The organism is Pseudomonas sp. (assembly GCF_050739935.1).
Lineage (GTDB): Bacteria > Pseudomonadota > Gammaproteobacteria > Pseudomonadales > Pseudomonadaceae > Aquipseudomonas.
Map to the genome: position 1 here is coordinate 22,713 of NZ_JBOICF010000040.1, position 25,776 is coordinate 48,488.

The window sequence follows — 25,776 nt, forward strand, 5'->3', positions numbered from 1 at the left end:
TTACCAGAATCCAGGAGAAATCATGCTCAACGATCTGCTAACCCGCCTCGGTGTCGACCCTGCTCTTTATCAGAAGGGCGACAAACCTGTTCATACGCCGGTCGATGGCAGTCAGGTCGCTTCGGTGAGCTGGGAAGGTGCCGCCGAGGTCGAGCAACGTATCACCCGCGCCGAGCACGCTTTCGAAGCCTGGCGCAAAGTGCCTGCCCCGCGCCGCGGCGAGCTGGTTCGCCTGTTCGGCGAGGCCCTGCGCAAACACAAGACCGATTTGGGCGAGTTAGTGTCCTGGGAAGCCGGCAAGATCACTCAGGAAGGCCTGGGCGAAGTACAGGAAATGATCGACATCTGCGACTTCGCGGTCGGTCTGTCCCGCCAGATCTACGGCCTGACCATCGCATCCGAACGTCCAGGCCACCACATGCGTGAAACCTGGCATCCGCTGGGCGTGGTCGGCGTGATCAGCGCGTTCAACTTTCCGGTCGCGGTCTGGTCGTGGAATACCGCGCTGGCGCTGGTGTGCGGCAACTCGGTGATCTGGAAGCCATCGGAAAAGACCCCGCTGACCGCCCTGGCCTGTCAGGCGCTGTTCGACCGTGTCGCCGCTGAATTCGCCGATGCGCCGCAGTACCTCGCTCAATGCGTGATCGGTGGTCGTGAAGCCGGTGAGACGCTGGTGGACGATTCCCGCGTTGCGCTGATCAGTGCCACGGGCAGCACCCGCATGGGCCGCGAAGTGGCGCCGAAGATTGCCGCACGTTTCGCCCGCAGCATCCTGGAGCTGGGCGGCAACAACGCCATGATCCTGACCCCGAGTGCCGATCTGGACCTGGCCGTGCGCGCCGTGCTGTTCAGCGCCGTGGGTACTGCGGGGCAGCGCTGCACCACGTTGCGTCGCCTGATCGCGCATTCGTCGGTCAAGGCCGAGTTCGTCGAGCGACTGAAAGCGGCCTACGCCAAAGTGCGCATCGGTCATCCTCTGGAAGGCAATCTGGTCGGCCCGCTGATCGACAAGCAAAGTTTCGAAAACATGCAGGAAGCCCTGGAACAGTCCTTGAGCGAAGGCGGCAAGGTGTTCGGTGGCAAGCGGCAGTTGGCCGACAAATTCCCCAATGCGTACTACGTCTCGCCTGCCATCGTCGAGATGCCGGAGCAGAGCGATGTGGTGCGCAGCGAAACCTTCGCGCCGATTCTGTACGTGGTCGGTTATGACGAATTCAGCGAAGCGGTGCGCCTGAACAACGACGTTCCACAAGGCCTGTCCTCGTGTATCTTCACCACCGACGTGCGCGAGGCCGAGCAATTCATTTCGGCGCTGGGCAGCGACTGCGGTATCGCCAACGTCAACATTGGCCCGAGTGGTGCAGAGATCGGCGGCGCGTTCGGTGGCGAGAAGGAAACCGGCGGCGGCCGTGAGTCCGGTTCCGATTCGTGGAAAGGCTACATGCGCCGCCAGACCGCGACCGTAAACTACTCCCGCGAACTGCCGTTGGCGCAGGGCATTACGTTCGACTAAGCATTCTTGCTTGAACATTGTGGGGTGTTTTCAGGCACGTCAGAGAACACCCCCGGATCTGCGTTGACTTTTATCGCGAATGAATTCGCTCCCACAGGTCATGCGCGATCCTGTGGGAGCGAATTCATTCGCGATTGCGTCCGATCGGACGACGTATTGATCGATTGTGATGATCGTGCCCGCGCTGTGCGTGGGCATGCCTTGATGGACGCTATGCGTCCGTTTTCGTGTGACGCACAGCGTCACGAACTGCGTTCCCACGCGGAGCATGGGGACGGTCGGTAACGTGTCTCTTTCCGAGGTTGTGCGATGCCGCTACGCGAAGAATGTCTATGGGAAACGCTGACGCCGCAGAGGCCTGAGGCGGCGGCGTTGAAGGGGGAGGTGACCGTTGATGTATGCGTTATTGGCGCAGGCGTCACGGGGTTGTCGGCAGCGCTTCACCTGCTCGAACAGGGCAAGAAGGTCGCCATCGTCGAGGCTCATCGCACCGGTCAGGGCGGCTCGGGGCGCAACGTGGGATTGGTCAACGCCGGGCTGTGGATCCCGCCCGACGAGATCGAAGCTGGTTTCGGCGAGAAAGTCGGCAGCCAGCTCAATGCCATGCTCGGCAACGCGCCGTCGTTGGTGTTCAACCTGATCGAAAAATACGCCATCGATTGCCAGGCCACCCGCAAGGGCACGCTGCACATGGCGCATAACGCCAAGGGCGAAGTCGATCTACGCAGCCGCGAAGAACAATGGCGCCGCCGCGGGGCGCCGATCGAGTTGCTGACTGGCAAAACCTGCCAGGAAGCCACCGGCACCAAGGAAATCACCTCCGCCTTGCTCGACCATCGCGCGGGCACCATCAATCCGATGGCCTACACGAGTGGCCTGGCTGCTGCAGTCACCCGGCTCGGTGGCGAGCGGTATGACCACTCGCCGGTCAGGCGTCTTGAGCGTCAAGGCCAGCGCTGGTGTGTGATTACCGAGCACGGTTCGGTCATCGCCGATCAAGTAGTCATCGCCTCGAATGCCTACACCGAAGGCCAGTGGACCGAACTGCGCCGCAGTTTCTTCCCCGGTTATTACTACCAGGTCGCTTCAGCTCCGCTCACTGAGGATGCAGCCAGGCAGATTCTGCCCGGTGGGCAAGGCTCGTGGGATACGCGTCAGGTGCTGAGCAGTATTCGTCGTGACGCCGATGGGCGCCTGTTGCTCGGCAGCCTGGGTAACGGCAATAAGAAACCCATCTGGTTCCTCAAGGCCTGGGCCGATCGGGTTCAGCAGCATTACTTCCCGTATCTGAAGAAGGTCGAGTGGGAGTGCACCTGGACCGGCTGCATCGACTTCACGCCCGATCACCTGTTGCGAATGTACGAGCCTGCACCAGGACTGGTCGCAATGACCGGCTATAACGGACGCGGCAATACCACGGGCACCGTCGTGGGCAAAGCGTTCGCCGATTACCTGTGCAGCGGCAGCCCGGATGTGCTGCCCATCCCTTTCACCGCCATGCAGCCGCTGTCCGCCATCGGTTTACGTAGCTCTTTGTATGAAACTGGCTTTTCGCTATACCATGCCGGACAGTGTCTCAGGGTTGTGATCTGAGATCAGTTTCCTGACATAAAACAACGCTTTTGCGTATGTCCACTAACCTCAAATGGTGCGTCCCGTAGCGATTGCGCACTGATGGTGTGCAGTTCGGTGACGCATGCTGTAACAACAGGGTTATACAGGTCAGGTTGGCCGGGTTGCGAAGTTTATAAGGGAGGGTTGCTCTTTTTCAGTCGCATGGTTGCACCTTGCGCGGTTTAGACGGTTGCACGCCCAGTTAAAAAGGGCTCGAAACAGTCGAATAACAACAAAATCATGACTTTTTGCAGAATAAAAAACCGATGGCACGCCACTTGCTCGCGGGTTATGCGTGGTCGCAGTGCTAATTAAAAAACCTAGGAGCACCAACTCATGTCGCAGACGTTTTACAGGAAAGGCTTTCTGGCACTCGCAGTGGCTACTGCAATGGGTGCGGCTACATTTGCGCAGGCGGAAATAAAAATCGGCGTCGCAGGTCCAATGACAGGCGCCAACGCCTCATTCGGTGAGCAGTACATGAAAGGCGCTCAAGCGGCAGCCGATGCGATCAACGAAGCGGGGGGAGTCAACGGTGAGAAAATCGCTCTGACCGCCTATGACGATGCTTGCGAGCCAAAACAGGCAGTGACCGTGGCCAACAAAGCGGCGTCGGACAAAGTGGCCGGTGTGGTCGGTCACTTCTGCTCGTCTTCGACCATCCCAGCGTCGGAAGTCTACGACGAAGCCGGCATCATCGCGATTACCCCAGGTTCCACCAACCCGACCGTTACCGAACGCGGCCTGAGCGCCATGTTCCGTATGTGCGGCCGTGATGACCAGCAAGGCGTGGTCGCTGGCGATTACATCGTCGACGTCCTCAAAGGCAAGAAAATCGCTGTCATCAACGACAAAGACACGTACGGCAAGGGCCTGGCAGACGCCACCGCGAAGCAGCTGACCGCTCGCGGCGTGAAGCCTGTGCTGGAAGAAGGTCTGACCCGCGGCGAGAAAGACTTCAGCGCACTGGTCACCAAGATTCGCAGCGTGGGTGCCGACGTCGTGTACTTCGGCGGCCTGCACCCGGAAGCCGGTCCACTGGTTCGCCAACTGCGTGAACAAGGTCTCAAGGACGTGAAATTCATGTCCGATGACGGCGTTGTAACCGACGAATTGGTCACCACCGCTGGCGGCGCACAATACGTCGACGGCGTGTACATGACCTTCGGCGCCGACCCGCGTCTGCTGCCAGACAGCAAGGCCGTGGTCGAGCAGTTCCGCAAATCCGGTTACGAGCCTGAAGGCTACACCCTGTACGCCTACGCTTCGGTTCAGGCCTTGGCCGCTGGCTTCAACGGCGCCAAGTCGAACAAAGGCGAAGACGCCGCCAAGTTCCTCAAGTCCCATGACGTGACCACTGTCATGGGCAGCAAAACCTGGGATGCCAAAGGCGACCTGAAGGTCTCCGACTATGTGGTTTACCAGTGGGACAAGGACGGCAAATACCACCAGCTCGAAAAACAGAAGTGAGTTGAGCTTCTAGTCGGACGGGTCGTCTCGCGGGTTTGGACCTCGATTCGACCCCTCCGGTAATCGATGCTGCCCCGCGCAGCGTCGTATTCTTCTGTTGCCTTCGCGCACGGCCGCTATTTCTCACGAGGAGATATCCGGTCCGTGCCAGGTTGGCCTTTCAAGTTCGTGAGCGTGCGTGATGGATGGTATTTTCCTGCAGCAAATGGTCAACGGCCTGACCCTTGGTTCGGTCTACGGCCTGATCGCCATCGGTTACACGATGGTCTACGGCATCATCGGCATGATCAACTTCGCCCACGGCGACGTGTATATGATCTCCGCCTATCTCGCAGCAATCGGCCTGGCCGTGCTGTCTTTCTTCGGTATCGAATCGTTCCCTTTCCTGATTCTCGGCACGCTGATCTTCACCATCGTGGTGACTGGTGTGTACGGCTTCGTCATCGAGCGCGTGGCTTACAGACCGCTGCGTAATTCGACCCGTCTGGCACCGCTGATCAGTGCCATCGGTATTTCGCTGATCCTGCAGAACTACGCGCAGATCGCCCAGGGCCCACGCCAACAAGGCGTTCCAACCCTGCTCGAAGGCGCCATGCGTTTCGACGTCGGCAGTGGTTTCGTGCAGATCACCTACACCAAGATCTTCATCCTGATTGCCGCGTTCATTGGCATGGGCGTGCTGACCTACATCATCAAGTACACCAAGCTGGGCCGCATGTGCCGCGCCACGCAGCAGGATCGCAAGATGGCCTCGATCCTGGGTATCAACACTGACCGGATCATCTCCTATGTATTCGTCATCGGTGCAGCCATGGCGGCATTGGCCGGCGTACTGATCACCATGAACTACGGCACCTTCGACTTTTTCGCCGGCTTTGTCATCGGCATCAAGGCCTTTACCGCAGCGGTACTCGGCGGTATTGGTTCGTTGCCGGGCGCGATGCTCGGCGGGTTGATCCTGGGGGTTGCCGAGTCGCAATTCTCCGGTCTGATCAACTCCGACTATAAAGACGTGTTCAGTTTCGGCCTGCTGGTAGTGATCCTGATCTTCCGTCCTCAAGGCCTGCTGGGTCGCCCACTCGTGGCGAAGGTGTAACCATGTCCGCTCCTGTCAAACCCATCGATATCAAACAAAGCCTGATCGACGCGGTCGTTGCCGGCTTGCTGGCACTGATCGTGTTCGGACCGATCGTCGGCATCGTGCTGGACGGTTACGGCTTCAACACGCAACCGGGGCGCGTTGCCGCGCTGGTCGGCGTGGTGATGGTCGGTCGTTTCCTGATGAGCCTGTTCCTGCAAACGCCAAAGGGCGTGGCCATTGCCCAGAGCTTCGAAAGCACGGGTTCCGGCGTGCACGTGCTGCCTCCGGGTTACAAAACCCGGCTGCGCTTCATCATTCCGTTGATGATCGTAATCGCTGTGATCTTCCCGGTGTTCGCCGACAAATACCTGCTGACCGTCGTCATCCTCGGGCTGATCTACGTGCTGCTGGGCCTTGGCCTGAACATCGTGGTCGGCCTGGCCGGTCTGCTCGACTTGGGTTACGTGGCGTTCTACGCCATCGGCGCCTACGGTTTGGCGCTGGGTTACCAGTACCTGGGCCTTGGTTTCTGGTCGGCATTGCCATTGGCGGCCATCGCTGCAGCATTCGCCGGGTGCATTCTGGGCTTTCCGGTGCTGCGCATGCACGGCGACTATCTGGCCATTGTGACCCTGGGCTTTGGTGAAATCATTCGTCTGGTGCTCAACAACTGGCTGTCGTTCACTGGCGGTCCGAACGGTGTGGCAGTGCCTTCGCCGACGTTCTTCGGCCTGGAGTTCGGGCGTCGCGCCAGAGATGGCGGGATTCCGATTCACGAATACTTCGGTTTCGAATACAACCCGGACCTGAAATTCATTTTCATCTATACCGTGCTGTTCCTGGTGGTGCTGGCTGTGCTGTACATCAAGCATCGCCTGACCCGCATGCCGGTCGGCCGCGCATGGGAAGCCCTGCGTGAGGACGAAATTGCCTGCCGCTCGATGGGCCTGAATCACGTACTGGTCAAGCTTTCGGCGTTCACCATCGGTGCTTCGACCGCGGGTCTGGCCGGGGTGTTCTTCGCCAGCTACCAAGGCTTCGTCAACCCGACGTCGTTCACCTTTTTCGAGTCAGCGCTGATCCTCGCCATCGTCGTGCTCGGCGGCATGGGCTCGACTGTCGGCGTGGTGATCGCTGCATTCGTACTGACCGTTGCCCCGGAAATGCTGCGCAGCTTCGCCGAATACCGCGTGCTGCTGTTCGGCATCCTGATGGTGCTGATGATGATCTGGCGCCCACGTGGCCTGATCCGTATCAGCCGTACCGGCGTACAACCACGCAAAGGCGTGCTGGCAAAAGTGGAGGGCGCGTGATGAGCGACGAAATCGTTCTTTCCGTTGAGAACCTGATGATGCACTTCGGTGGCATCAAGGCCCTCAGCGACGTCAGCCTCGAGGTGCGTCGCAATTCGATCTTTGCCCTGATCGGCCCTAACGGCGCGGGCAAGACCACCGTGTTCAACTGCCTGACCGGCTTCTATAAAGCCACGGGCGGGCGCATCGAATTGAACGCGCGCGGCAAGAAAACCAATGTGATCCAGCTGCTCGGCGAGCAATTCCGCGTCAGCGATTTCGCTTCGCCCAAGCGCTTCGGCAGCCGCCTGTTCTACAAGATGTTCGGTGGTACGCACCTGGTGAACCGCGCGGGGCTTGCGCGCACGTTCCAGAACATTCGCCTGTTCAAGGAAATGTCGGTCGTCGAGAACCTGCTGGTCGCCCAGCACATGTGGGTCAACCGCAACATGATTGCCGGGATCCTCAACACCAAGGGCTACCGCAAGGCCGAAGAAGACGCCATGAATACGGCCTTTTACTGGCTGGAAGTGGTCGATCTGGTGGACTGCGCCAACCGTCTTGCCGGTGAGCTTTCCTACGGCCAGCAGCGCCGTCTGGAAATTGCCCGCGCCATGTGCACCCGCCCACAGGTGATCTGCCTGGACGAACCGGCGGCAGGCCTCAACCCGCAGGAAACCGAAGCCCTGAGCGGCATGATTCGCCACCTGCGTGACGACCACGACATGACCATCGTGCTGATCGAGCACGACATGGGTATGGTCATGGGAATTTCCGACGATATCGTCGTGCTCGACCACGGCAACGTGATCGCCAAGGGCAAGCCGGAACAGATCCGCAACGATCCGAAAGTGATCGCTGCGTATCTGGGTGCTGATGAAGAGGAGTTGGTATGAGTAAGCCGATCCTCGAACTGAAAGAGATCGATGTGTATTACGGGCCGATTCAGGCCCTGAAGAAAGTCTCGATGCATATCGACGAAGGCGAAACCGTCAGCCTGATCGGCTCCAACGGCGCGGGTAAATCCACGCTGCTGATGTCGATCTTCGGCCAGCCGCGTGCCGCCCGCGGGCAGATCATTTACCAGGGCACTGATATTACTCAGAAGTCCTCGCACTACATTGCGTCCAACGGCATCGCGCAGTCGCCGGAAGGTCGCCGAGTGTTCCCCGATATGTCGGTGGAAGAGAATTTGATGATGGGTACCATCCCGATTGGGGATAAGTACGCCGGTGAGGATATGCAGCGGATGTTCGAGCTGTTTCCGCGCCTCAAGGAGCGCCGTAATCAGCGGGCGATGACGATGTCCGGCGGTGAACAGCAGATGCTGGCGATCGCGCGTGCGTTGATGAGTCGGCCGAAGCTGTTGCTGTTGGATGAACCGAGTCTGGGGCTGGCGCCGATCATCGTTAAGCAGATTTTCTCCACGTTGCGTGAACTGGCGAAAACGGGGATGACAATCTTTTTGGTCGAGCAGAACGCCAACCATGCTCTGAAGCTGTCCGACCGCGCCTACGTGATGGTCAACGGCGAGATTCGTCTCACAGGCACGGGGCAGGAGTTGCTGACGAACGAGGAGGTCAGGAACGCTTATCTCGGCGGGCATTGATTGTTCTACAGTGCCGCGTGAACAAAGGACGCCCCGGGGGATAACACCTGGGGCGTTTTTCGTTTCAGGCGAGCGCGCCGTCTTTACAGGTTCTGCATGTCGCCGGATCTGGCGTACACACAAATCCCCGTGGCGGTCCGGCTTGTCGGCGGCAGCGATCACAAGGCCGCTAACGCCGGCAAGCCCGTGCTGCTACAGATGTCACTCCCCTCGATTGCACGGTTTTAAAGCGTTTTGTTTAGCAAGCTGGCGAATTGTGGAAAACAATTTTGAACAGCTGCCAAAGCGCGACATATAGCCGCTGCAAATGGTTGTTTTGTCACGGTTTTGACTTGTTCAGTTTTACTGTGGAACTGGCTGTGAATAAGTTGGTGGCAGTTGGCTACAGCCCTTGATTTGCGTGGTCTGCAGCGATGTGTTCAATAATTGATCAATGGGTTTGACCGATATTTTAGAGCTGTTTGTCAACGCTTTTAGGGCTGGTTTTTTATACAGCTTTACGCATACGGAAGCCTGTGGATAACTCTGTGCGCAACCCTTGGAAAGACTGCCGCAGGTAGCGCAATCTCTAGCCTTATCGGCTAGATCCTGTCCGTTTGCCCAAAATGGTTGCGCATTGGTTTGCAGATACCCGGCGGCGGGTCAAGCGAAATCAGCCGACGACTTGCCCACAGGCCCCGTATGGCGCGGCTTGCAGTTTTTGAGTTGCCCCCGGTTTTTGTGAGCCTGACTGTGGATAAGGTGGGTAAAACTGCCGCCAGCCCAGATAACACAAGGCCTCCGCAGAGTTGTATGTTTTTTGATCAGTCCTGACTAGATTATGAAGTTGTACGATGATTGTTGCCTCCGGGCTTGATCCTGAGCCGCCTGCGCGGGCATTCTCCAGAACTTTGCTGCACCCAACACCGCGCAACACCTTTGCGTGAACCAACGCTTATCCATAAGCCCGTACCCCCAGTCAGGAGAACGACATGACTTCTACCGTGTTCATTACCGGTGCCACTTCCGGGTTTGGCGAAGCCTGCGCGCGACGCTTTGCAGAAGCAGGCTGGTCGCTGGTGCTGACCGGCCGCCGTGAGGATCGTTTGCAGGCGCTGAGCGCAGAATTGTCGAAGCAAACCAAGGTTCACACCCTGACGCTGGACGTACGCGATCGTGCGGCCGTGGAGAAAGCTGTCGAAGGTCTGCCGGCCGAGTTCGCCAAAATTCGTGGCCTGATCAACAACGCCGGTCTTGCCCTGGGCATCGATCCTGCGCCCAAATGCGATCTGGACGACTGGGACACCATGATCGACACCAACGTCAAAGGGCTGGTCTACACGACCCGTACGCTGCTTTCGCGTCTGATCGCCTACGGTCGTGGCGCGAGCATCGTCAACCTGGGTTCGGTGGCGGGCAACTATCCATACCCGGGCGGTAACGTGTATGGCGGCACCAAGGCATTCGTCGGACAGTTCTCGCTGAATCTGCGCAACGATCTGGTCGGCACTGGCGTACGCGTGACCAACCTTGAACCGGGCCTGTGCGAAAGCGAGTTCTCGCTGGTGCGTTTTGGCGGCGATCAGGCCAAGTACGACGCCACCTACGCAGGCGCCGAGCCGATCCAGCCGCAGGACATCGCCGAGACCATCTTCTGGATCATGAACACGCCAGCTCACGTCAACGTGAACAGCCTGGAGCTGATGCCAGTGAGCCAGACCTGGGCCGGGTTTGCGATTGATCGTAGTCGTGGTGAGAGCAAGTAACGGATTTGCTTGGCAACACATACTGCAGGAGCCGGCTTGCAGGCGAACCGAGTAAATCAGGTACATCGAGGTATCTGAAACTCTCGGTTCGCCAGCAAGCCGGCTCCTACATGTCTGGCGTCAGGCCCTGAAGAACTCAGCCAACCCGATATAGCAGGTCGCCAAGTGATAAGGCGTAGTCGACGGCATGTCGCTGCGGCTGATCCGGCCCTCGCCATCAAGACACTCGTTCCAGCCGTTCGGGTGCAGAAAATGTTGCTGCAACGCGTCCAACTGACGGGCCAGCAGGCCTTCGCTCTCAGGACGCAAGGTCAGTGCACGCAGGTATTCCGCCTGGGCCCAGATGCGCTGGGTGCCGTCCTTGACCGAGCCATCCAGTTCCAGCATCGCGACCACGGCGCCTGTGGCCTGATCGACTCCTTGAGCCTGCGCATGGGCGAAAGCGGTAGTCAGCGAGCGATGCAATGGCGTGCCGCGCAGATGTTCTGAAGATTCCAGCAGATAGAACCATTCGAATTGATGGCCTGGCTCTGACCAGTTATCCACAGCATCGAGCGGCTTCTCCAGCATCACGCCATGTTCGACATCGACAAAACGCCGCTGCATGGCTTCTGCCAGTGCATCCAGCGCTGCCAGGGTATCGGCGTCTTCGCGGGCTTCGAGTGTTGCCAGAAAGGCTTCGGCCAGATGCATGAGCGGGTTTTGCAATGGACCTGCGTTCAGCGACGACCAGTTCTGGTCCAGCACTGCTTCATAGAGGCCGTCGCCATCGGCAAAGCGCTCAGCCACCACGTGTAGCGCAGCATTGAGCACCGATTCCACCAACGGCTCACGTACCTTCGCCCAGTAATGCGCACAGGCGAAGATGATGAAGGCGTGGGTGTAGAGATCCTTGCGCCGGTCCAGCGGGGCGCCGTGCGGGTCGATGCTGTAGAACCAGCCGCCGTGCTCGGCATCGTGGAAATGCCGTTGCAGAGAGCGGAACAGCGCAGCGGCACGCGCATCGGCATCTGGCACGTGCGGGTCGCCAATGAGGCTGGAAAACAGGAACAACTGCCGCGCACAGGCCATGGCTCGATAGCGCTGCGGTGGAAGCGGCTGATGCTGCGCGTCCAGCGCCTCGTAGGGCAACGCCATCTCGGCATTCCAGCCCGGCCCCCGCCAGAGCGGCACGATCACATCCATGAAGTGTTGCTGCACGGTGGAGAACACGGCGGACAGTTCAGACTGGGTGGCGGTGAGAGAAGCGTCAGGCATCGGATGGCGTCGCGGCAGAGGGCAAATTGCGCGACATGGTAGCAGGAGGCGGGGATGGCTGGGCAAACGGTGGATCAATAGTCGCTCAGGCCAGTGCAACTGATCGTTCCAACGCTCCGCGTGGAAACGCAGCCCCCAACGCTGCGCATCGGCTCATGTTGCATGCACAGCGTACGCAGCGGCATCCCCACGCAGAGCGTGGGAGCGATCAACCCGATGGTCCAAGCAACACAGACATCGCTGGCACCCTCCATTGTCCTGTGGGAGCGAATTCATTCGCGATTGGTCGGTGCAGTCGATACATCTCCATTGCCTGACACATTTTCGCGAATGAATTTGCTCCCACAGTGGTTAAGTGGCATGCAGGCGTTATCGAGTCAATTTATCAACCCGCGAACAACCACACGCCGGTCGCAGCCGACAACACACCGGCCATCCGCACCACCGGCGCCGCCGCCGCTGGCAGGAAGCGCACCACCGCGTAACCGGCGGCATGCAGGGCAGCAGTGGTGCCGACGAAGCCCAGTGCATAACCCCACGGGCTGGACATCTCAGGCAATTCAAGCCCATGAGCCACACCGTGGAACATCGCGAACAGCGCCGTCGCCGCAACCGCCACGAACAGCGGCGGACGTACAGCCAGCGCCACCGCCAGACCCAATGCGAACACCGAGGCGGCGATTCCGCTTTCCAGCGCGGGCAGTTGCAGGCCTTCGAACCCCAGCAAGCCACCGATCAGCATGGTGCTGACGAAGGTGCACGGCAGAGCCCAGCGCGCAGCGCCTTTCTGTTGCGCTGCCCACAGCCCCACGGCAACCATCGCCAGCAGGTGGTCAATACCGCTCAACGGATGGCTGATGCCGGCCACCAGGCCGCTTTCGTCGTGACCGGGGTGGGCGAACGCCAGAGCCGGAGCTAATAGCAGCGCCAGTGCGCCGAAGATGTTTTTGCAATTCATCAATGATCTTCCTTAGTGAATGAAATCAGGCAGCGGTCAGCAGACCCTGGCGTTCGATGAAGGCGATGATGTCCGTAAGGCCCACGCCAGTTTTCTGGTTGCTGAACACGAACGGCTTTTCGCCGCGCATCTTCTTGGTGTCGCGATCCATCATCTCCAGCGACGCGCCCACCAGCGGCGCCAGGTCGATCTTGTTAATCACCAGAAGATCGGATTTGCAGATTCCCGGACCGCCCTTGCGCGGCAACTTATCGCCGGCCGACACGTCGATCACGTAAATCGTCAGGTCCGACAGTTCAGGGCTGAAGGTCGCGGAAAGATTGTCACCGCCCGACTCGACGATGATCAGATCAAGCCCTTCAAAGCGGCGGTTCAACTGATCCACGGCTTCCAGATTGATCGAGGCGTCTTCGCGAATCGCCGTGTGCGGGCAGCCGCCGGTTTCCACGCCGATGATGCGCTCGGGCGCCAGCGCCTCGTTACGCACCAGAAAGTCGGCGTCTTCGCGGGTGTAGATGTCGTTGGTGACCACTGCGAGGTTGTAGCGATCGCGCAGGGCCAGGCAGAGGGCGAGGGTCAGTGCGGTTTTGCCGGACCCGACCGGGCCGCCGATGCCGACGCGCAAAGGTTGGCTGTTCATGAAATGCTCTCCGTTAATCTTCTTGTGCGGTTTGTTATGCAATTCTGGGTAGCAACGCTGCCCTGTTTAAAGCAGTCAGGATCGAAACAGGCGGCTGTATTGGCGCTCATGGGCCATGCTCGCCAACGCCAGGCCGAATGGGGCGCTGCCGATGTGTTCTGGATCAAGCTCGGTGGCGTGCTGTTGAGCGCTTTGCAGCAGCGGTGTCAGCTCGCTAGTCAGCCGTTGCGCAGCCTGTTGTCCCAGCGGCAGCGTCTTCATCAGTACGGCCAGCTGGTTTTCCAGCCAGCTCCAGAGCCATGCAGCCAACGCATCCTGGGGGTTGATCTGCCAGGCGCGGGCGGCCAATGCCCAGCCCAGGGCCAGATGCGGTTCGCCGATCTGATGCAGGAAATCCCGTGCAGGTTGATCCGTCTCAGGCAGACCGTTGAGCAACTGCTGCAGCGAATAGCCCATCTGCCGGCTTTCCAGATGCAGTTCGCGGGTTTCCCGGCTGGCGCGGTGTTCTTCACTCAAACGGTGCAAGGTGGGCCAATCGCCTTCGGCCGCCGCTGTGCAGTGAGCCAACAGCAGCGGCGCTTCGAAGCGGGCGAGGTTAAGCAGCAATTGATCGCCGATCCAGCGCGCCGCACTGGGCGGATCAGTGACGATGGATTGCTCCACGGCCATCTCCAGGCCCTGCGAATAGCTGTAGCCACCGATCGGCAATTGCGGGCTGGCCAGACGCAGCAGCGCCCAGGCGCTATTCATGGGCATCTGCTCATTTGCGCACCCCGAATTGGTGGATGCGCGGCGCATAGTTGAAGTCTTCTTCCCCGGCGCGGGAATGATGGTGGCCGCCGCCGTAGGCGCCATGTTCCGGCTGGAACGGCGCTTCGATGGATTCGGTGGTCGCGCCCAATTGGTCGAGCATGGCCTTGAGCACGTAGTCATCGAGCAGACGTAGCCAGCCATCGCCGACTTGCAGCGCGACATGGCGATTGCCCAGGTGATAGGCCGCGCGGGTGAGTTCGAAGGCGTTGCTGCAGGTCACGTGCATCAGTTGCTCGGGACGAGCGCAGATGCGCACGATGCGGCCGTCTTCAGCCTTGAGAAAATCTCCGTCGCGCAACGGTGGTTGCCCGCGCTCGAGAAACAGGCCCACGTCTTCGCCCTCGGCACTGAAACAGCGCAGACGACTCTTGCTCCGCGCTTCGAAATTCAAATGCAGCTCGGCGGCCCATTTGGCCTGGGGTTCGATTCGTTGATGAATCACCAGCATCGGAAAACTTCCAGCAGTGTGCGATGCATAAGCCTGAGCAAGTGGCTTGCCAACTGACAACTTAGTCAGGAATTGGCGGCTAAGCGTGGGGGAGTGATTGATGGTAGGGCGTAGAGGCGGGCGTTATTGGTGCGATTGCGAATAGCACGCACAGAATTGGGGCGAGGACAATTTTGTAAGAGTGAGCTTGCTCATGAAGGAGGCCGTTTCATCCGCATGAGATGTAGGGGCTGGAAGTCAGCGTTCGTCAGCAAGCTCACTCCAACAGGGGACTGGGTGTGCAGCGCGGCGACAAACATCGCAGCAGACGTTCACTACTCCGTACTGCCCAACCCCTGCCAGCGCTTGGCGCCGATGAAGATAAAGCGCAATTGCTGGGTGATCTTGGCCCGCGGCGTCATGTGCTCTGCCAGGGTCAGGGGCGGCGGGTCGATGAGTTCGGGGAGCATGGCGAACACGCTTTTGACCACCAGATCGGCCATCACTGCCAGGTCATCGGGATTCAGATGGTGAAACTTGGACATCGACGCGAGATCTGTCGCCAGGTCAGCGATGATCGCCTCGCGCAATGCGCCCAAGGCCTGGCGCACCTTCAGCGAGCCGCCGTACTGCTCGCGAGCCAGAAACAGAAATTGCGAACGATTGGCGGCCACCACATCCAGAAAGATGCGCACCGACGCATCGATGATTCCGCTGTTGATGTTCTCGTTATGCCGTACCAGACGGATGGTTTCGCGAAAGGTCTGGCCGACTTCGCTGACCAGCGCCAGGCCCAGATGATCCATGTCGTCGAAGTGGCGATAGAAACCGGTCGGCACGATGCCAGCGGTCTTGGCCACTTCCCGCAGGCTCAGGCTGCCAAAGCCGCGGCCACTATCCATCAGACCCCTGGCTGCATCGAGCAGGGCGTGGCGAGTCTGCTGTTTCTGTTCGGCGCGGGGCAGCATGGGTTGAGCGGTATCTGAATAAGGAATGGGCAGCACTCTAACAAATGCGTTTGCGCTGCGTCGAACCAGCTTTGTCGCTGGATCAAAAAAGCCCGGCAATGAGGCCGGGCTTATGCGGTGTCATTTTCCTGCTGACAAGGCTCAGGAAGCACGCTGATATTGCTGCACCAGACGATCAGGACCGTTGTCGGCCACGCGCTGGTAACGGTGCGCCAGCTTGTTGCAATTCTCTTCGGCAGCGACGCGTTGATACTGATTGATCAAACGGTCCGGGCCATCCTGCGCGAGGGTTGGCAGGCCATGTTGCTGGGATGCTTTCACTTCGCCGAGCACGGGTTGTTTGCTGGCAGGCAGTGCAAACGCGCTCGAGGCGAGAAGCGAAAGAGTCAGGGCGATCAGTTGGCGTTTCATGGGGATGTTGCTCTTGGAATGGGCGTGTTTTGAACGTGAAGCCAATTTTACCGGCGGCTCGCAGATAAAGAAGCTCAATGAGCTGATGATGACCATCGACGCAATTGATTCAGCTCCTCAGCCCTTACGGAATATGGCTCGTAGCGCGATTGCTCAGCGCGAAAACAGGTGAATCCAGGCGTTTGCGCGACTCTCCACGGAACTTTGTCACAGTCAGGCTTGCCGCTGGTGATGGTCTCAAAGGCGCCGGCGCCGATTAGCCGGATTGCTACACAGCAAGGTTTTTGCGGATTTCATCAAACCCACAGGGCTTTTGTCAGTCGAACGGCTACGACGTGCGAGACGCGCCCAGGACGGGCCGTCGGGATAAGGGGAGAAAACGCAATGACGCGAGGCCGTAAGATTTTCGCCTGGACAGTTGGCATTCTGCTGCTGTTGCTGGCCGTACTGATCATCGTGATCGCCACTTTCGACTGGAACCGGCTCAAGCCGACTATCAATGAAAAGGTCTCTGCCGAGCTGCACCGACCCTTCGCCATCAACGGCAATCTGGCAGTGAACTGGCATCGTGAGCCGGACGAGGGCGGTTGGCGTGCCTGGGTGCCGTGGCCGCATATGTCGGCTGAAGACATTTCGCTCGGTAATCCCGAATGGTCCAAGACCCCGCAAATGGTGACCCTCAAACGCGTCGAGATGCGCCTGGCGCCGCTGCCGTTGCTGGCGCAGCGTGTGGTCATTCCGCGTATCGACCTGACCGAACCCAACGCCAAAATCGAACGCCTGGCCGATGGCCGCGCGAACTGGGTATTTGACTTGCCCAAAAGCGATCCCAACGCCGAGCCTTCCAGCTGGGTGGTGGATATCGGTTCGATCGGTTTCGACAAAGGCTTCGTCAGCTACAACGATCAGAAAATCAACACAGCCGTCGAAGTTGTGATCGATCCGCTGGGCAAGCCGATTCCGTTCAGCGACATCGTCGGCAGCGGCGAAGCCAAGAAGGTCCAGGACAAAGGCGCTTCGGCGCAGGACTATGCCTTCGGCTTCACCGCCAAGGGCCAGTACCATGGCCAGAAACTCAACGGCACTGGCAAGGTCGGCGGGTTGCTCGCGCTCAAAGATGCGGCGTTGCCGTTCCCGGTTCAGGCTGATGTCAGCGCAGGGAATACGCGGGTGGCCGTCGCGGGCACTGTCACCGATCCACAGAACCTGGGTGAGCTGGATTTGCGTCTGAAGCTTTCGGGCGACAGCTTGGGCAATCTGTATCCGCTGACCGGCGTGACCCTGCCGGATTCGCCGCCGTATTCCACTGACGGACGTTTGATCGCCAAGCTGCATGATCCCGCTGGCGCGGCGTTCCAGTACAAGGGTTTCAACGGCAAGATCGGCAACAGCGACATCCATGGCGATCTGGGCTTCGTAGCCAGTCAGCCGCGTCCCAAGTTGACCGGTGCGCTGGTTTCCAATCAGCTGCTGATGGCTGACCTCAAGCCGCTGATTGGCGCCGACTCCAACGCCGAGCAGAAAAACCGCGGCGGCGAAAGCAAGCAGCCTGCCGACAAGGTACTGCCGGTCGAAGAGTTCAAGACCGATCGCTGGAGCACGATGGACGCCGACGTCGAGTTCACCGGCAAAAAGATCGTTCAAAGCGCGGAATTGCCGTTCACCGATCTTTATACCCACGTAGTGCTCAACAACGGCCAGTTGAGCCTCGAGCCTCTGCGCTTTGGCGTCGCGGGCGGCAAGCTGGACGCCAGCATTAAACTCGACGGCCATTCCCAGCCGCTCGAAGGACGCGCCAAATTGAGTGCGCGCAATTTCAAACTCAAGCAGCTGTTCCCGACCTTTGAACCCATGAAAACCAGTTTTGGCGAACTCAATGGCGATGCCGACATCAGCGGCAAGGGCAACTCGGTTGCCGCGCTGCTGGGCACGGCCAATGGCGAGATGACAATGCTGGTCAACGACGGCGCGATTAGCCGTGACCTGATGGAGATTGCGGGGCTGAACGTTGGTAACTATGTCGTGGGCACGTTGTTTGGCGACAGGAACGTCAAGATCAACTGCGCGGCTTCCGACTTCGGCATCAAGGACGGGCTGGCAACGACCAAGCTGTTTGTGTTCGACACTGAAAACGCGATCATCTACATCGATGGCACAGCGAACATGAAGACCGAGCAGACGGATCTGAAGATCACTCCTAAATCCAAAGGCTTCCGCGTGATTTCCCTGCGCTCGCCGTTGTATGTGCGCGGGCCGTTCATCAAACCGAGTGCTGGCGTACAAGCCGGACCGCTGCTGTTGCGTGGGGCCGGCATGGTGCTATTGGGCGCGGCGGTGGGGCCAGCCGCAGGCCTGCTGGCGCTGGTCGCCCCGAGCGGTGGCGAGCCGAACCAGTGCGCGCCGCTGCTGGAGCAATTGCGCGCGGGCAAGGCGCCGAAAACGGTTCAATAGAGGTTTTGTGGCGCGTGGGAATCTGGCGTAACCCGCGTTCAACTGTAGGAGCCGGCTTGCTGGCGAATGCGGGGTGTCAGTCGACGGATGTGTAGCTGACCCACCGCATTCGCTGCCGTCGTAACCTCCTACGTCTCCTACAGGTTTTGCGGCGTCGCGGGATCTGGCGTACACCCACGTTCAACTGTAGGAGCCGGCTTGCTGGCGAACGCGGCGTGTCAGTCGAAGTATGTGCAGCTGACCCACCGCATTCGCTGCCGTCGTAACCTCCGACGTCTCCTACAGGTTTTGCGGCGTGGCGGGACTTGGCGTACACCCACGTTCAGGCGTACACCCACGTTCAACTGTAGGAGCCGGCTTGCTGGCGAACGCGGGGTGTCAGTCGACCCATGCGCTGACCACCGTGTTCGCTGAGGTATGCGGCACTGGGAAATAGGTGACTTACAGGCACCTCGCCCAAAAAAAAGCCGGAGCACATGCCCCGGCTTTTTGCATTCCCGTCAAGGCATCACAGCCCGTCGAGGATGTCCGCCATGTCGTCGGCGTGTTCTTCTTCCTGCGCGAGGATTTCTTCGAAGATCCGGCGCGTGGTCGGGTCTTTCTCACCGATGTACTGAATGATCTCGCGATAGCTGTCGATCGCGATACGTTCTGCGATCAGGTCTTCTGTGACCATCTCCTTCAACGTGTTGCCCGCCACATACTGGGCATGGGAGTTTTTCGACAGCAGATCGGGGTTCAGCTCGGGCTCGCCGCCCAACTGCACGATGCGTTCGGCCAGTTTGTCGGCGTGTTCGGCCTCTTGCTCGGAGTGCTCGAGGAATTCGGCGGCTGCCACCTGGGCTTTCACGCCTTTGGCCATGTAGTAGTGGCGCTTGTAACGAAGCACGCAGACCCATTCGGTCGCCAGCGAAGCATTGAGCAGGCGCAGGATTTCTTCGCGGTCGGCGTCATAGCCTTCGGTCACGGCACCGTTTTCAACGTTGTGACGCGCACGCTCGCGCAGGGTACTGACATCGGTTAATTGCTGCACATCGCTCATCATTCATCTCCAGGGCTAATCCGGTTTTTGCCGTCTCGCTCTTGAATGCGCCAATCGAGACTGCCCGAGCGGCGCCCGGTGAGATCGGGTCTTATGCTGTGAGTGTTCGGCGCGTGGAAAAGTTTTATTTGTTTTTTTGCAACGGGTTCATGTTGGCCCGGAAATCCCTGTGGGAGCGAATTCATTCGCGAAAGGCCGGTAATAGCGCCGAGAATTCATGGTGTGTACGACCACATCGCGAATGAATTCGGCCCCACAGGACCGCATTCGTCAGCAAATTGAATACAGGCGATCACATCGCCTTTTCATTCGCCTCACGCTGTTCACAGGTCATGAAACCCTTGCTGTCCACGCGGTCGTTGGCGTTGAAGGTCACGTAATAAGCTTGCTGATGACCATCCTTGTTCAAGATGTAGTTGTTGCAGGTGCCTGGATGAACCTTGCGGTGCACTCGGGTTGAGGGCTCACCGCCAATGGTCAGCACTTGCTGTTCGGTCATGCCGTCGTCTATCTGCTTGACCAGCGGCTCATTGCGGAAGGTCGCGTAATCCACCGGATTTTGCAGGGTTGTCGATGTACAGCCAGCCAGCGCGGCCATTGCGAACACTACTGCCAAGGATTGCTTGTACATAACGGTCACTCCAGAGAAAGGCCATTAGTGGCCCGTTGCAGTTATGAGCCTCGGCCGACTGAAAGAGTTCGATCAAAACAGATGGCGATGGGGCATTACCCACGTTTTTGTCCTGATTGATGAACGGTTTGCGGCTACCGTTCCTGTCAGACGTGAGTTCGAATCAAGTGCCATATCCAAGGTTATGCACCCTCTGTGGGAGCGAATTCATTAGCGATTGGCCGGTGCAGTCGATACATCTCCATTGCCTGACACATCGTCGCGAATGAATTCGCTCCCACAGTCTGATCTGTGTTCGACAAAAAAGGACTCAATCGCTCATGACGCAAGAACAGGTCACGCGTTACCCGATCGTGCTGGTGCCGGGGTTGTTGGGGTTCGTCAAACTGGTGATCTATCCGTACTGGTACGGCATCGTCCCTGCTTTGCGTCGAGGTGGTGCGACGGTGATTCCGGTGATGGTGTCGGCAGTGAACTCCACCGAGATTCGCGGTGAGCAATTGCTGGCGCGGATCGAGGAGATTCTCAGGGACACCGGCGCCGCCAAGGTCAATCTGATCGGCCATAGCCAGGGTGCGCTGACCATCCGCTACGTCGCAGGTGTGCGCCCCGATCTGGTGGCGTCAGTCACATCGGTCGCTGGTCCCAACCATGGTTCGGAACTGGCCGACTACCTCGAAGAACACTACCCACCACACACGGTACGCGGCCGGCTGGTCAATGCCTCCATTCGCCTGACCACGCTGCTGCTGGCCCTGCTCGATACCGGCTATCGCGGCACCCGGCTGCCGACCGATGTCGACGCCGCGCATCACTCACTGACCACCAGCGGCGTCGCCAGATTCAACAGGCTGTTCCCCCAGGGGCTGCCGAAAATCTGGGGCGGACAGGGCGAGGAGTTGGTCAATGGCGTGCGCTACTACTCCTGGTCCGGCACGCTGCAGCCAGGGCTTACCGACCGCGGAAAGAACCTGTTCGATACCACTAATCTCACCTGCCGAATATTCGCTCGCACGTTCACGAAAGAGCGGGGTCAATCTGATGGCATGGTCGGGCGATACAGTTCGCATCTGGGCACGGTCATCGGTGACGACTTCCCGCTCGACCATTTCGACATCGTCAACCAGCACCTGGGTCTGGTGGGCAAGGGGGCCAATCCCGTGGGGTTGTTTCTCGAGCACGCCGCGCGCCTCAAAGCCGCCGGCCTTTGACTTTATGAGCCGTAGTTCGTGATCAGTCGACCCATCCGGGTCACTAAGGAAGTAGTGCGATGAGCGATAAAGAGCTTTATGAAATCGAGTACACCCTCGCCGGTGAGCATCATGTCGATGTGATCGAAGATCTGGATGTACCGATCATCGAGGTGGTCCACGAGTTGGCGCACAAGCATCGCGTCGCGGTGGATGACGATCCGCTCGACGCTGGCAATCCACACGTCGATCTACCGCATGTTGCGGGCATTACCGACGTGTCGATTCATAGCGCCGAAGAACGCGACGAGGCCTGAAGCTTTATCTGATCGCGGCTTTGCCCAGCGGCGTGGTCCAGCGTTCAGCCAGGATCACGCCGCCCAGCGTCAGGGCACCGCCGATGAAATGGTACGAGGCCAGTTGCTCGCCTAGTGCCAAGGCTGCGACCAGCGCGGTAAGAATCGGCACCAGATTGAAAAACAGCGTCGTGCGACTTGGGCCAAGAATGCCAATAGCCTTCATCCACAGCAGCGGCGCGATCATCGACGTCGGGATGCAGGCATAGAGCACCAGCGGGATGTTGCTGGCATTGAGTCCGGTCTTGGGCGACAGCAGAAACAGCGGAAATAACGCAATGATCGCCACCACAATCTGCAGATACAGCAACTGCAGCGGCGGCATGCGCAGCTGCCATTTCTTCAGCAGCGTGCTGTACGTTGCGTAGGCCAGTGTCGCGACCAGCATCATCAGGTCACCAAGGTTCACCCCGTGCGCCACGAGCACCGCCCAACTGCCTTGCGACACCACCAGCAGGACTCCTGCGAATGACACCAGAGCGCCCACCAGAGCGCCAGCAGTCAACGCCGTGCCGAGGCTGACGATGGACATGCCCAGTGTCATGACCGGCACCAGCGACAGGATGATGCCCATATTGGTTGCGGTGGTGATGCTCGCGGCGTAATACGCCAGGCTCTGATAGATCGCCATTCCCAGCACGCCCAATATTGCGACTTTGCCGATGATGGGTCTGATCGCCGCTCGATTGCGCAGCACCGGGCCAAGCAGAAACGGCGTGAACAGCAACCCGGCCAGCACCCAGCGATAGAAACCGATCTCGGCCGGGAAGATGCGTCCGGCGGCGGCTTTGGTGATGACGTTGTTGCCCGCCCAGATCATGACGGTGAGCAGGGGATAGAGGTATTGCATGGAATGACCGGCAGTAGAGTGAGGCGCCATTATCGACTTGTCAGGATTGGCGTCTACCTTGTCCGGGGTTTTCTCCGAAATATGTCGCAACATTCTTTGGCTACACTGCTTTTCAATGCTGCGCGAATCGCGGCGTCCCTGGAGAAAGTCGATGAAGATGCTGCATGTTCCTCTATTGGTCATGGGCTTGTTGATGTGCGCTCAAGGTTTCGCGGCTACCCCACAACAGAACAAGATGACCACCTGCAATGCCGATGCGTCGGCCCAGTCCCTGAAGGGCGATGCTCGCAAAGCGTTCATGAGCACCTGCCTCAAAGCCGCGCCGGCGCCTGCCGCTACCCAGCAGGAAAAGATGAAAACCTGCAATGCGACCGCCAGCACTCAGGCGCTCAAAGGCGATGCGCGCAAGACGTTCATGAGCGATTGCCTGAAGAAAAAGTAAAGCTTAATGACCCCTCCCTAGCCCTGTGGCGGCACGGCTTGCTGGCGGTACCGAACCGGACGACGCCACCGCCGGCAAGCCGTGTCACTACAGAAGTGGGCTGCGCGATGCGATAAGCGACTAACGACACTTTTCGGCGCTGGTTCTCGTCAGGGAACGCTGGCAGACTGCCCGTCTTTTCAAGCCGCTCGTTTTGAGGCTGTATGCCAACGTTTTCGCCGCGTCATGTGTATCTGGCCAGTTGCATTCTTGTGTTCGGTGGTCTGTTGCTGGTGTTGCCGCTCAACCTGCTGCCCAGTCTGCTCGCTGGCCTATTAGTCTATGAACTGGTGGACATGCTGACTCCACAACTGCAACGGCTGATTGCCGGCGAACGTGCGCGCTGGCTGGCGGTGGCATTGTTGGGCACCTTGGTCGTCAGCGTGCTCGCGTTGTTGTTTGCCGGCGCGATCAGTTTCCTGCTGCATGAGGCTGAAAACCCAGGCGCGTCGCTGGATAAATTCATGATCCTGGTGGACCGCGCCCGTGGGCAGTTGCCGCCGTTCATCGACGGTTATCTGCCGGCCAGTGCGACTGAGTTCCAGGTGTCCCTCAGTGCCTGGCTGACCAAACACGTTGGCGAGCTGCAATTGCTGGGCAAGGGCGCGGCACACATGTTCGTGACGCTGCTGATCGGCATGGTGCTTGGGGCGATCATCGCGCTGCAACGCATTCCCGATGTCACCAAACGCAAACCGCTGGCGGCCGCGCTGTTCGAGCGTCTGCATCTGTTGAGCCAGGCGTTTCGCAACATCGTTTTCGCGCAGATCAAGATCTCGCTGCTCAATACCGCATTCACTTCGATCTTCCTCGCCGTGATCCTGCCGTTGTGTGGTGTGCATCTGCCGCTGACCAAGACCCTGATCGTCCTGACCTTCCTGCTGGGCTTGCTGCCTGTGGTGGGTAACCTGATGTCCAACACGCTGATCTTCATCGTCGGCATGTCGCTGTCGATCTGGGTAGCCATGGCGGCGCTGGGTTATCTGATCGTGATCCACAAGGTCGAGTACTTCCTCAACGCGCGCATCGTGGGTGGGCAGATCAGTGCCAAATCATGGGAATTACTGCTGGCGATGCTGATATTCGAAGCGGCGTTCGGCCTGCCGGGCGTGGTGGCCGGGCCGATTTATTACGCGTACCTGAAGAGCGAGCTGCGTAGGGTGGAGTTGGTTTGAGTTGCCGCATGACCCCGGTGGGAGCGAATTCATTCGCGAAACATCGGTACATTCGGCACAAATGCGTCGTCCATGCCAACGTCTCGCGAATGAATTCGCTCCCACAGGTCATGGCTTTGTCGCAATACCGGGTCCATCCCGATGGTCCACTTAGGCGCTGGCTTGCTGGCGAACCGGTGGGTCAGGCGCATGAAGATCGACTGACGCATGATCTCCCCTGTGGGAGCGAATTTATTCGCGAGAGGCCGGTAAGTCCGACAGAGATGGGTCGGATGTACCGACCAATCGCGAATGAATTCGCTCCCACAGGTCTTGGCTTTGTTGCAATACCGGGTCCATGTCCGTGTTCCGCTGTAGGAGCCGGCTTGCTGGCGAACCGGGGGGCAGACATATGAATGTCGATTGACACCACCAGCTTCGCCAGAAAGCCGGCTCTCAGAAGTTCTGTGCGGCCTGTAGAGGGAGAGTGAATCAGCCCTCAGCCATACCGCTTCTTGGCTTCGATCGCCAATCCGCTGCCGATACTGCCGAAGATATTCCCCTCCACATGCCGCGCCTTGGGCAGCATCGCCGAGACGCTGTGGCGCAGCGCGGGGATGCCGCTGGAACCGCCGGTGAAGAATACGGTATCGACATCCGTCACGCTTACACCCGCATCGTTCAACAGGCGGGACACGCTCTCACGCACACGCTCCAGCAGCGAATCGATCGATGACTCGAACAGCGCGCGGGTCAGATCGACACTCAGCCCGGATTCGACGCGATCCATCGGCACTACGCGGTTTTCGGCTTGGGTCAGCTGAATCTTGGTTTCTTCCACTTCCATCGCCAGCCAGTGCCCGGCGCGTTGTTCGATCAGCTTGAACAGGCGGTCGATACCCAAAGTGTCTTCGATGTCGTATCGCATGCTGCCCAGCGCCAGCTGCGATTTCTGCGAGTACACCGAATTGATGGTGTGCCAGGTCGCCAGATTCATATGCGTGCTGGTGGGCATGTAGGCACCGCTTTTCATCCGGCTGCCATAGCCGAACAGCGGCATGACGCTTTGCAGACTGAGCTGTTTGTCGAAATCGGTACCGCCGATGTGCACGCCGCCGGTGGCGAGGATGTCGCTCTGGCGGTCATCGACCAGACGCCGCTGCGGCGACAGGCGTACCAGCGAGAAGTCCGAGGTACCACCGCCGATGTCGACAATCAGCACCAGCTCTTCGCGTTCCAGCGTTGACTCATAGTCGAATGCCGCCGCTATCGGTTCGAACTGAAAAGAAACGTCCTTGAAACCGATCTTGCGCGCCACTTCGGCCAGCGTGTCCTCGGCTTCCTGGTCGGCGGCGGCGTCATCGTCGACGAAATGCACCGGACGACCCAGTACCACTTGCTCGAACGACTGTCCGGCCGCGGCCTCGGCGCGCTTTTTCAGCTCGCCGATGAACAGCCCGAGCAGGTCCTTGAAGGGCATGGCCGTGCCCAGCACGCTGGTGTCGTGCTTGATCAGCTTAGAGCCCAGCAGGCTCTTGAGCGAACGCATCAGGCGGCCCTCGTAGCCTTCCAGGTACTCGTGCAGCGCCAGGCGACCATAGACCGGGCGGCGCTCTTCCATATTGAAAAAGACCACCGACGGCAGGGTGATCTTGTCGTCCTCCAGCGCGATCAGCGTTTCCGTTCCGGGGCGCAGCCAGCCGACCGTGGAGTTGGAGGTGCCGAAATCGATGCCGACGGCACGGGCTGGGGAAGGAATGCTCATGTTTTACGTTCCGGTCAAAAAAACGGCCGCGCAGTGTATGCGAGTGCGGTGGGAATTC

At 59.3% G+C, this 25,776-nt stretch carries 26 protein-coding genes; 14 read left to right on the forward strand and 12 right to left on the reverse strand.

What is annotated here, in order from left to right:
- Positions 1–22 precede the first annotated feature (22 nt).
- The 8 genes from amaB (at position 23) to ACRER8_RS06715 (ending at position 10,324) form a co-directional block, all read left to right on the forward strand.
- Entirely contained in the window at positions 23–1,513 is a 1,491-nt protein-coding gene (gene amaB / locus ACRER8_RS06680) for an L-piperidine-6-carboxylate dehydrogenase (RefSeq protein WP_431745558.1), read from the forward strand.
- Between the two features lie 309 nt (positions 1,514–1,822).
- Complete coding sequence (gene amaA / locus ACRER8_RS06685) at positions 1,823–3,106, forward strand: L-pipecolate oxidase (RefSeq protein ID WP_431745559.1); 1,284 nt, start codon at positions 1,823–1,825, stop codon at positions 3,104–3,106.
- 357 nt (positions 3,107–3,463) lie between these two features.
- Positions 3,464–4,597 (forward strand): branched-chain amino acid ABC transporter substrate-binding protein, encoded by a 1,134-nt coding sequence (locus tag ACRER8_RS06690; protein WP_431745560.1) that lies wholly within the window; start codon positions 3,464–3,466, stop codon positions 4,595–4,597.
- 181 nt (positions 4,598–4,778) lie between these two features.
- A complete protein-coding gene (locus ACRER8_RS06695) occupies positions 4,779–5,693 on the forward strand; it encodes an ABC transporter permease subunit (RefSeq protein WP_431745561.1) in 915 nt (304 codons plus the stop codon).
- A 2-nt stretch (positions 5,694–5,695) separates the two neighbouring features.
- Positions 5,696–6,991, forward strand: a complete 1,296-nt coding sequence (gene livM / locus ACRER8_RS06700; protein WP_431745562.1) for a high-affinity branched-chain amino acid ABC transporter permease LivM — start codon at positions 5,696–5,698, stop codon at positions 6,989–6,991.
- On the forward strand, positions 6,991–7,866 hold the full coding sequence (locus ACRER8_RS06705; protein ID WP_431745563.1) for an ABC transporter ATP-binding protein: 876 nt from the start codon (positions 6,991–6,993) through the stop codon (positions 7,864–7,866). The genes livM and ACRER8_RS06705 overlap by 1 nt, the downstream gene beginning before the upstream one ends.
- On the forward strand, positions 7,863–8,579 hold the full coding sequence (locus ACRER8_RS06710; protein ID WP_431745564.1) for an ABC transporter ATP-binding protein: 717 nt from the start codon (positions 7,863–7,865) through the stop codon (positions 8,577–8,579). The genes ACRER8_RS06705 and ACRER8_RS06710 overlap by 4 nt, the downstream gene beginning before the upstream one ends.
- Before the next feature lie 971 nt (positions 8,580–9,550).
- Positions 9,551–10,324: an SDR family oxidoreductase gene (locus ACRER8_RS06715; protein WP_431745565.1), complete on the forward strand. Its 774-nt coding sequence runs from the start codon at positions 9,551–9,553 to the stop codon at positions 10,322–10,324.
- Positions 10,325–10,444: 120 nt separating this feature from the next.
- Here ACRER8_RS06715 and ACRER8_RS06720 read toward each other — a convergent pair whose 3' ends face one another.
- The 7 genes from ACRER8_RS06720 to ACRER8_RS06750 form a co-directional block, all read right to left on the reverse strand.
- Positions 10,445–11,581: an AGE family epimerase/isomerase gene (locus ACRER8_RS06720; RefSeq protein WP_431745566.1), complete on the reverse strand. Its 1,137-nt coding sequence runs from the start codon at positions 11,579–11,581 to the stop codon at positions 10,445–10,447.
- A gap of 385 nt (positions 11,582–11,966) precedes the next feature.
- Positions 11,967–12,539 (reverse strand): HupE/UreJ family protein, encoded by a 573-nt coding sequence (locus ACRER8_RS06725; protein WP_431745567.1) that lies wholly within the window; start codon positions 12,537–12,539, stop codon positions 11,967–11,969.
- A gap of 25 nt (positions 12,540–12,564) precedes the next feature.
- Entirely contained in the window at positions 12,565–13,179 is a 615-nt protein-coding gene (gene ureG / locus ACRER8_RS06730; protein WP_431745568.1) for an urease accessory protein UreG, read from the reverse strand.
- A gap of 75 nt (positions 13,180–13,254) precedes the next feature.
- Positions 13,255–13,929 carry an urease accessory protein UreF gene (locus ACRER8_RS06735; protein ID WP_431745569.1) on the reverse strand — a complete coding sequence of 225 codons (675 nt, stop codon included), beginning with the start codon at positions 13,927–13,929 and terminating at the stop codon, positions 13,255–13,257.
- Positions 13,930–13,939: 10 nt separating this feature from the next.
- Positions 13,940–14,440, reverse strand: coding sequence for an urease accessory protein UreE (gene ureE, locus ACRER8_RS06740; RefSeq protein ID WP_431745570.1), 501 nt, complete (start codon positions 14,438–14,440; stop codon positions 13,940–13,942).
- A 314-nt stretch (positions 14,441–14,754) separates the two neighbouring features.
- Complete coding sequence (locus ACRER8_RS06745) at positions 14,755–15,387, reverse strand: TetR family transcriptional regulator (protein WP_431745635.1); 633 nt, start codon at positions 15,385–15,387, stop codon at positions 14,755–14,757.
- A gap of 141 nt (positions 15,388–15,528) precedes the next feature.
- On the reverse strand, positions 15,529–15,798 hold the full coding sequence (locus tag ACRER8_RS06750; RefSeq protein ID WP_431745571.1) for a hypothetical protein: 270 nt from the start codon (positions 15,796–15,798) through the stop codon (positions 15,529–15,531).
- Here ACRER8_RS06750 and ACRER8_RS06755 point away from each other — a divergent pair.
- Positions 15,797–15,970, forward strand: a complete 174-nt coding sequence (locus ACRER8_RS06755) for a hypothetical protein (RefSeq protein WP_431745572.1) — start codon at positions 15,797–15,799, stop codon at positions 15,968–15,970. The genes ACRER8_RS06750 and ACRER8_RS06755 overlap by 2 nt on opposite strands.
- Positions 15,971–16,182: 212 nt before the next feature.
- Complete coding sequence (locus tag ACRER8_RS06760) at positions 16,183–18,249, forward strand: AsmA family protein (RefSeq protein WP_431745573.1); 2,067 nt, start codon at positions 16,183–16,185, stop codon at positions 18,247–18,249.
- 508 nt (positions 18,250–18,757) lie between these two features.
- Here the strand turns inward: ACRER8_RS06760 and ACRER8_RS06765 are convergent.
- On the reverse strand, positions 18,758–19,291 hold the full coding sequence (locus ACRER8_RS06765; RefSeq protein WP_431745574.1) for a ferritin-like domain-containing protein: 534 nt from the start codon (positions 19,289–19,291) through the stop codon (positions 18,758–18,760).
- 292 nt (positions 19,292–19,583) lie between these two features.
- Positions 19,584–19,922: an osmotically-inducible lipoprotein OsmE gene (gene osmE / locus ACRER8_RS06770; RefSeq protein WP_431745575.1), complete on the reverse strand. Its 339-nt coding sequence runs from the start codon at positions 19,920–19,922 to the stop codon at positions 19,584–19,586.
- 320 nt (positions 19,923–20,242) lie between these two features.
- On the opposite strand from osmE, the gene ACRER8_RS06775 reads away from it, so the two are divergent.
- Both ACRER8_RS06775 and ACRER8_RS06780 read left to right on the forward strand, forming a co-directional pair.
- Entirely contained in the window at positions 20,243–21,133 is an 891-nt protein-coding gene (locus ACRER8_RS06775; RefSeq protein WP_431745576.1) for an esterase/lipase family protein, read from the forward strand.
- 59 nt (positions 21,134–21,192) lie between these two features.
- Positions 21,193–21,429, forward strand: a complete 237-nt coding sequence (locus tag ACRER8_RS06780) for a hypothetical protein (RefSeq protein ID WP_431745577.1) — start codon at positions 21,193–21,195, stop codon at positions 21,427–21,429.
- 4 nt (positions 21,430–21,433) lie between these two features.
- On the opposite strand, the gene ACRER8_RS06785 is transcribed toward ACRER8_RS06780, so the two are convergent.
- Entirely contained in the window at positions 21,434–22,318 is an 885-nt protein-coding gene (locus ACRER8_RS06785; RefSeq protein ID WP_431745636.1) for a DMT family transporter, read from the reverse strand.
- Positions 22,319–22,469: 151 nt separating this feature from the next.
- On the opposite strand from ACRER8_RS06785, the gene ACRER8_RS06790 reads away from it, so the two are divergent.
- Positions 22,470–22,760, forward strand: coding sequence for a PsiF family protein (locus ACRER8_RS06790; RefSeq protein ID WP_431745578.1), 291 nt, complete (start codon positions 22,470–22,472; stop codon positions 22,758–22,760).
- Between the two features lie 203 nt (positions 22,761–22,963).
- On the forward strand, positions 22,964–23,974 hold the full coding sequence (locus tag ACRER8_RS06795; RefSeq protein ID WP_431745579.1) for an AI-2E family transporter: 1,011 nt from the start codon (positions 22,964–22,966) through the stop codon (positions 23,972–23,974).
- A gap of 29 nt (positions 23,975–24,003) precedes the next feature.
- Here the strand turns inward: ACRER8_RS06795 and ACRER8_RS06800 are convergent, their stop codons facing one another.
- Together ACRER8_RS06800 and ACRER8_RS06805 are read right to left on the reverse strand one after the other, a co-directional pair.
- Positions 24,004–24,183, reverse strand: a complete 180-nt coding sequence (locus ACRER8_RS06800; RefSeq protein WP_431745580.1) for a hypothetical protein — start codon at positions 24,181–24,183, stop codon at positions 24,004–24,006.
- A 269-nt stretch (positions 24,184–24,452) separates the two neighbouring features.
- Entirely contained in the window at positions 24,453–25,718 is a 1,266-nt protein-coding gene (locus ACRER8_RS06805; RefSeq protein WP_431745581.1) for an Hsp70 family protein, read from the reverse strand.
- Between the last annotated feature and the right edge of the window lie 58 nt (positions 25,719–25,776).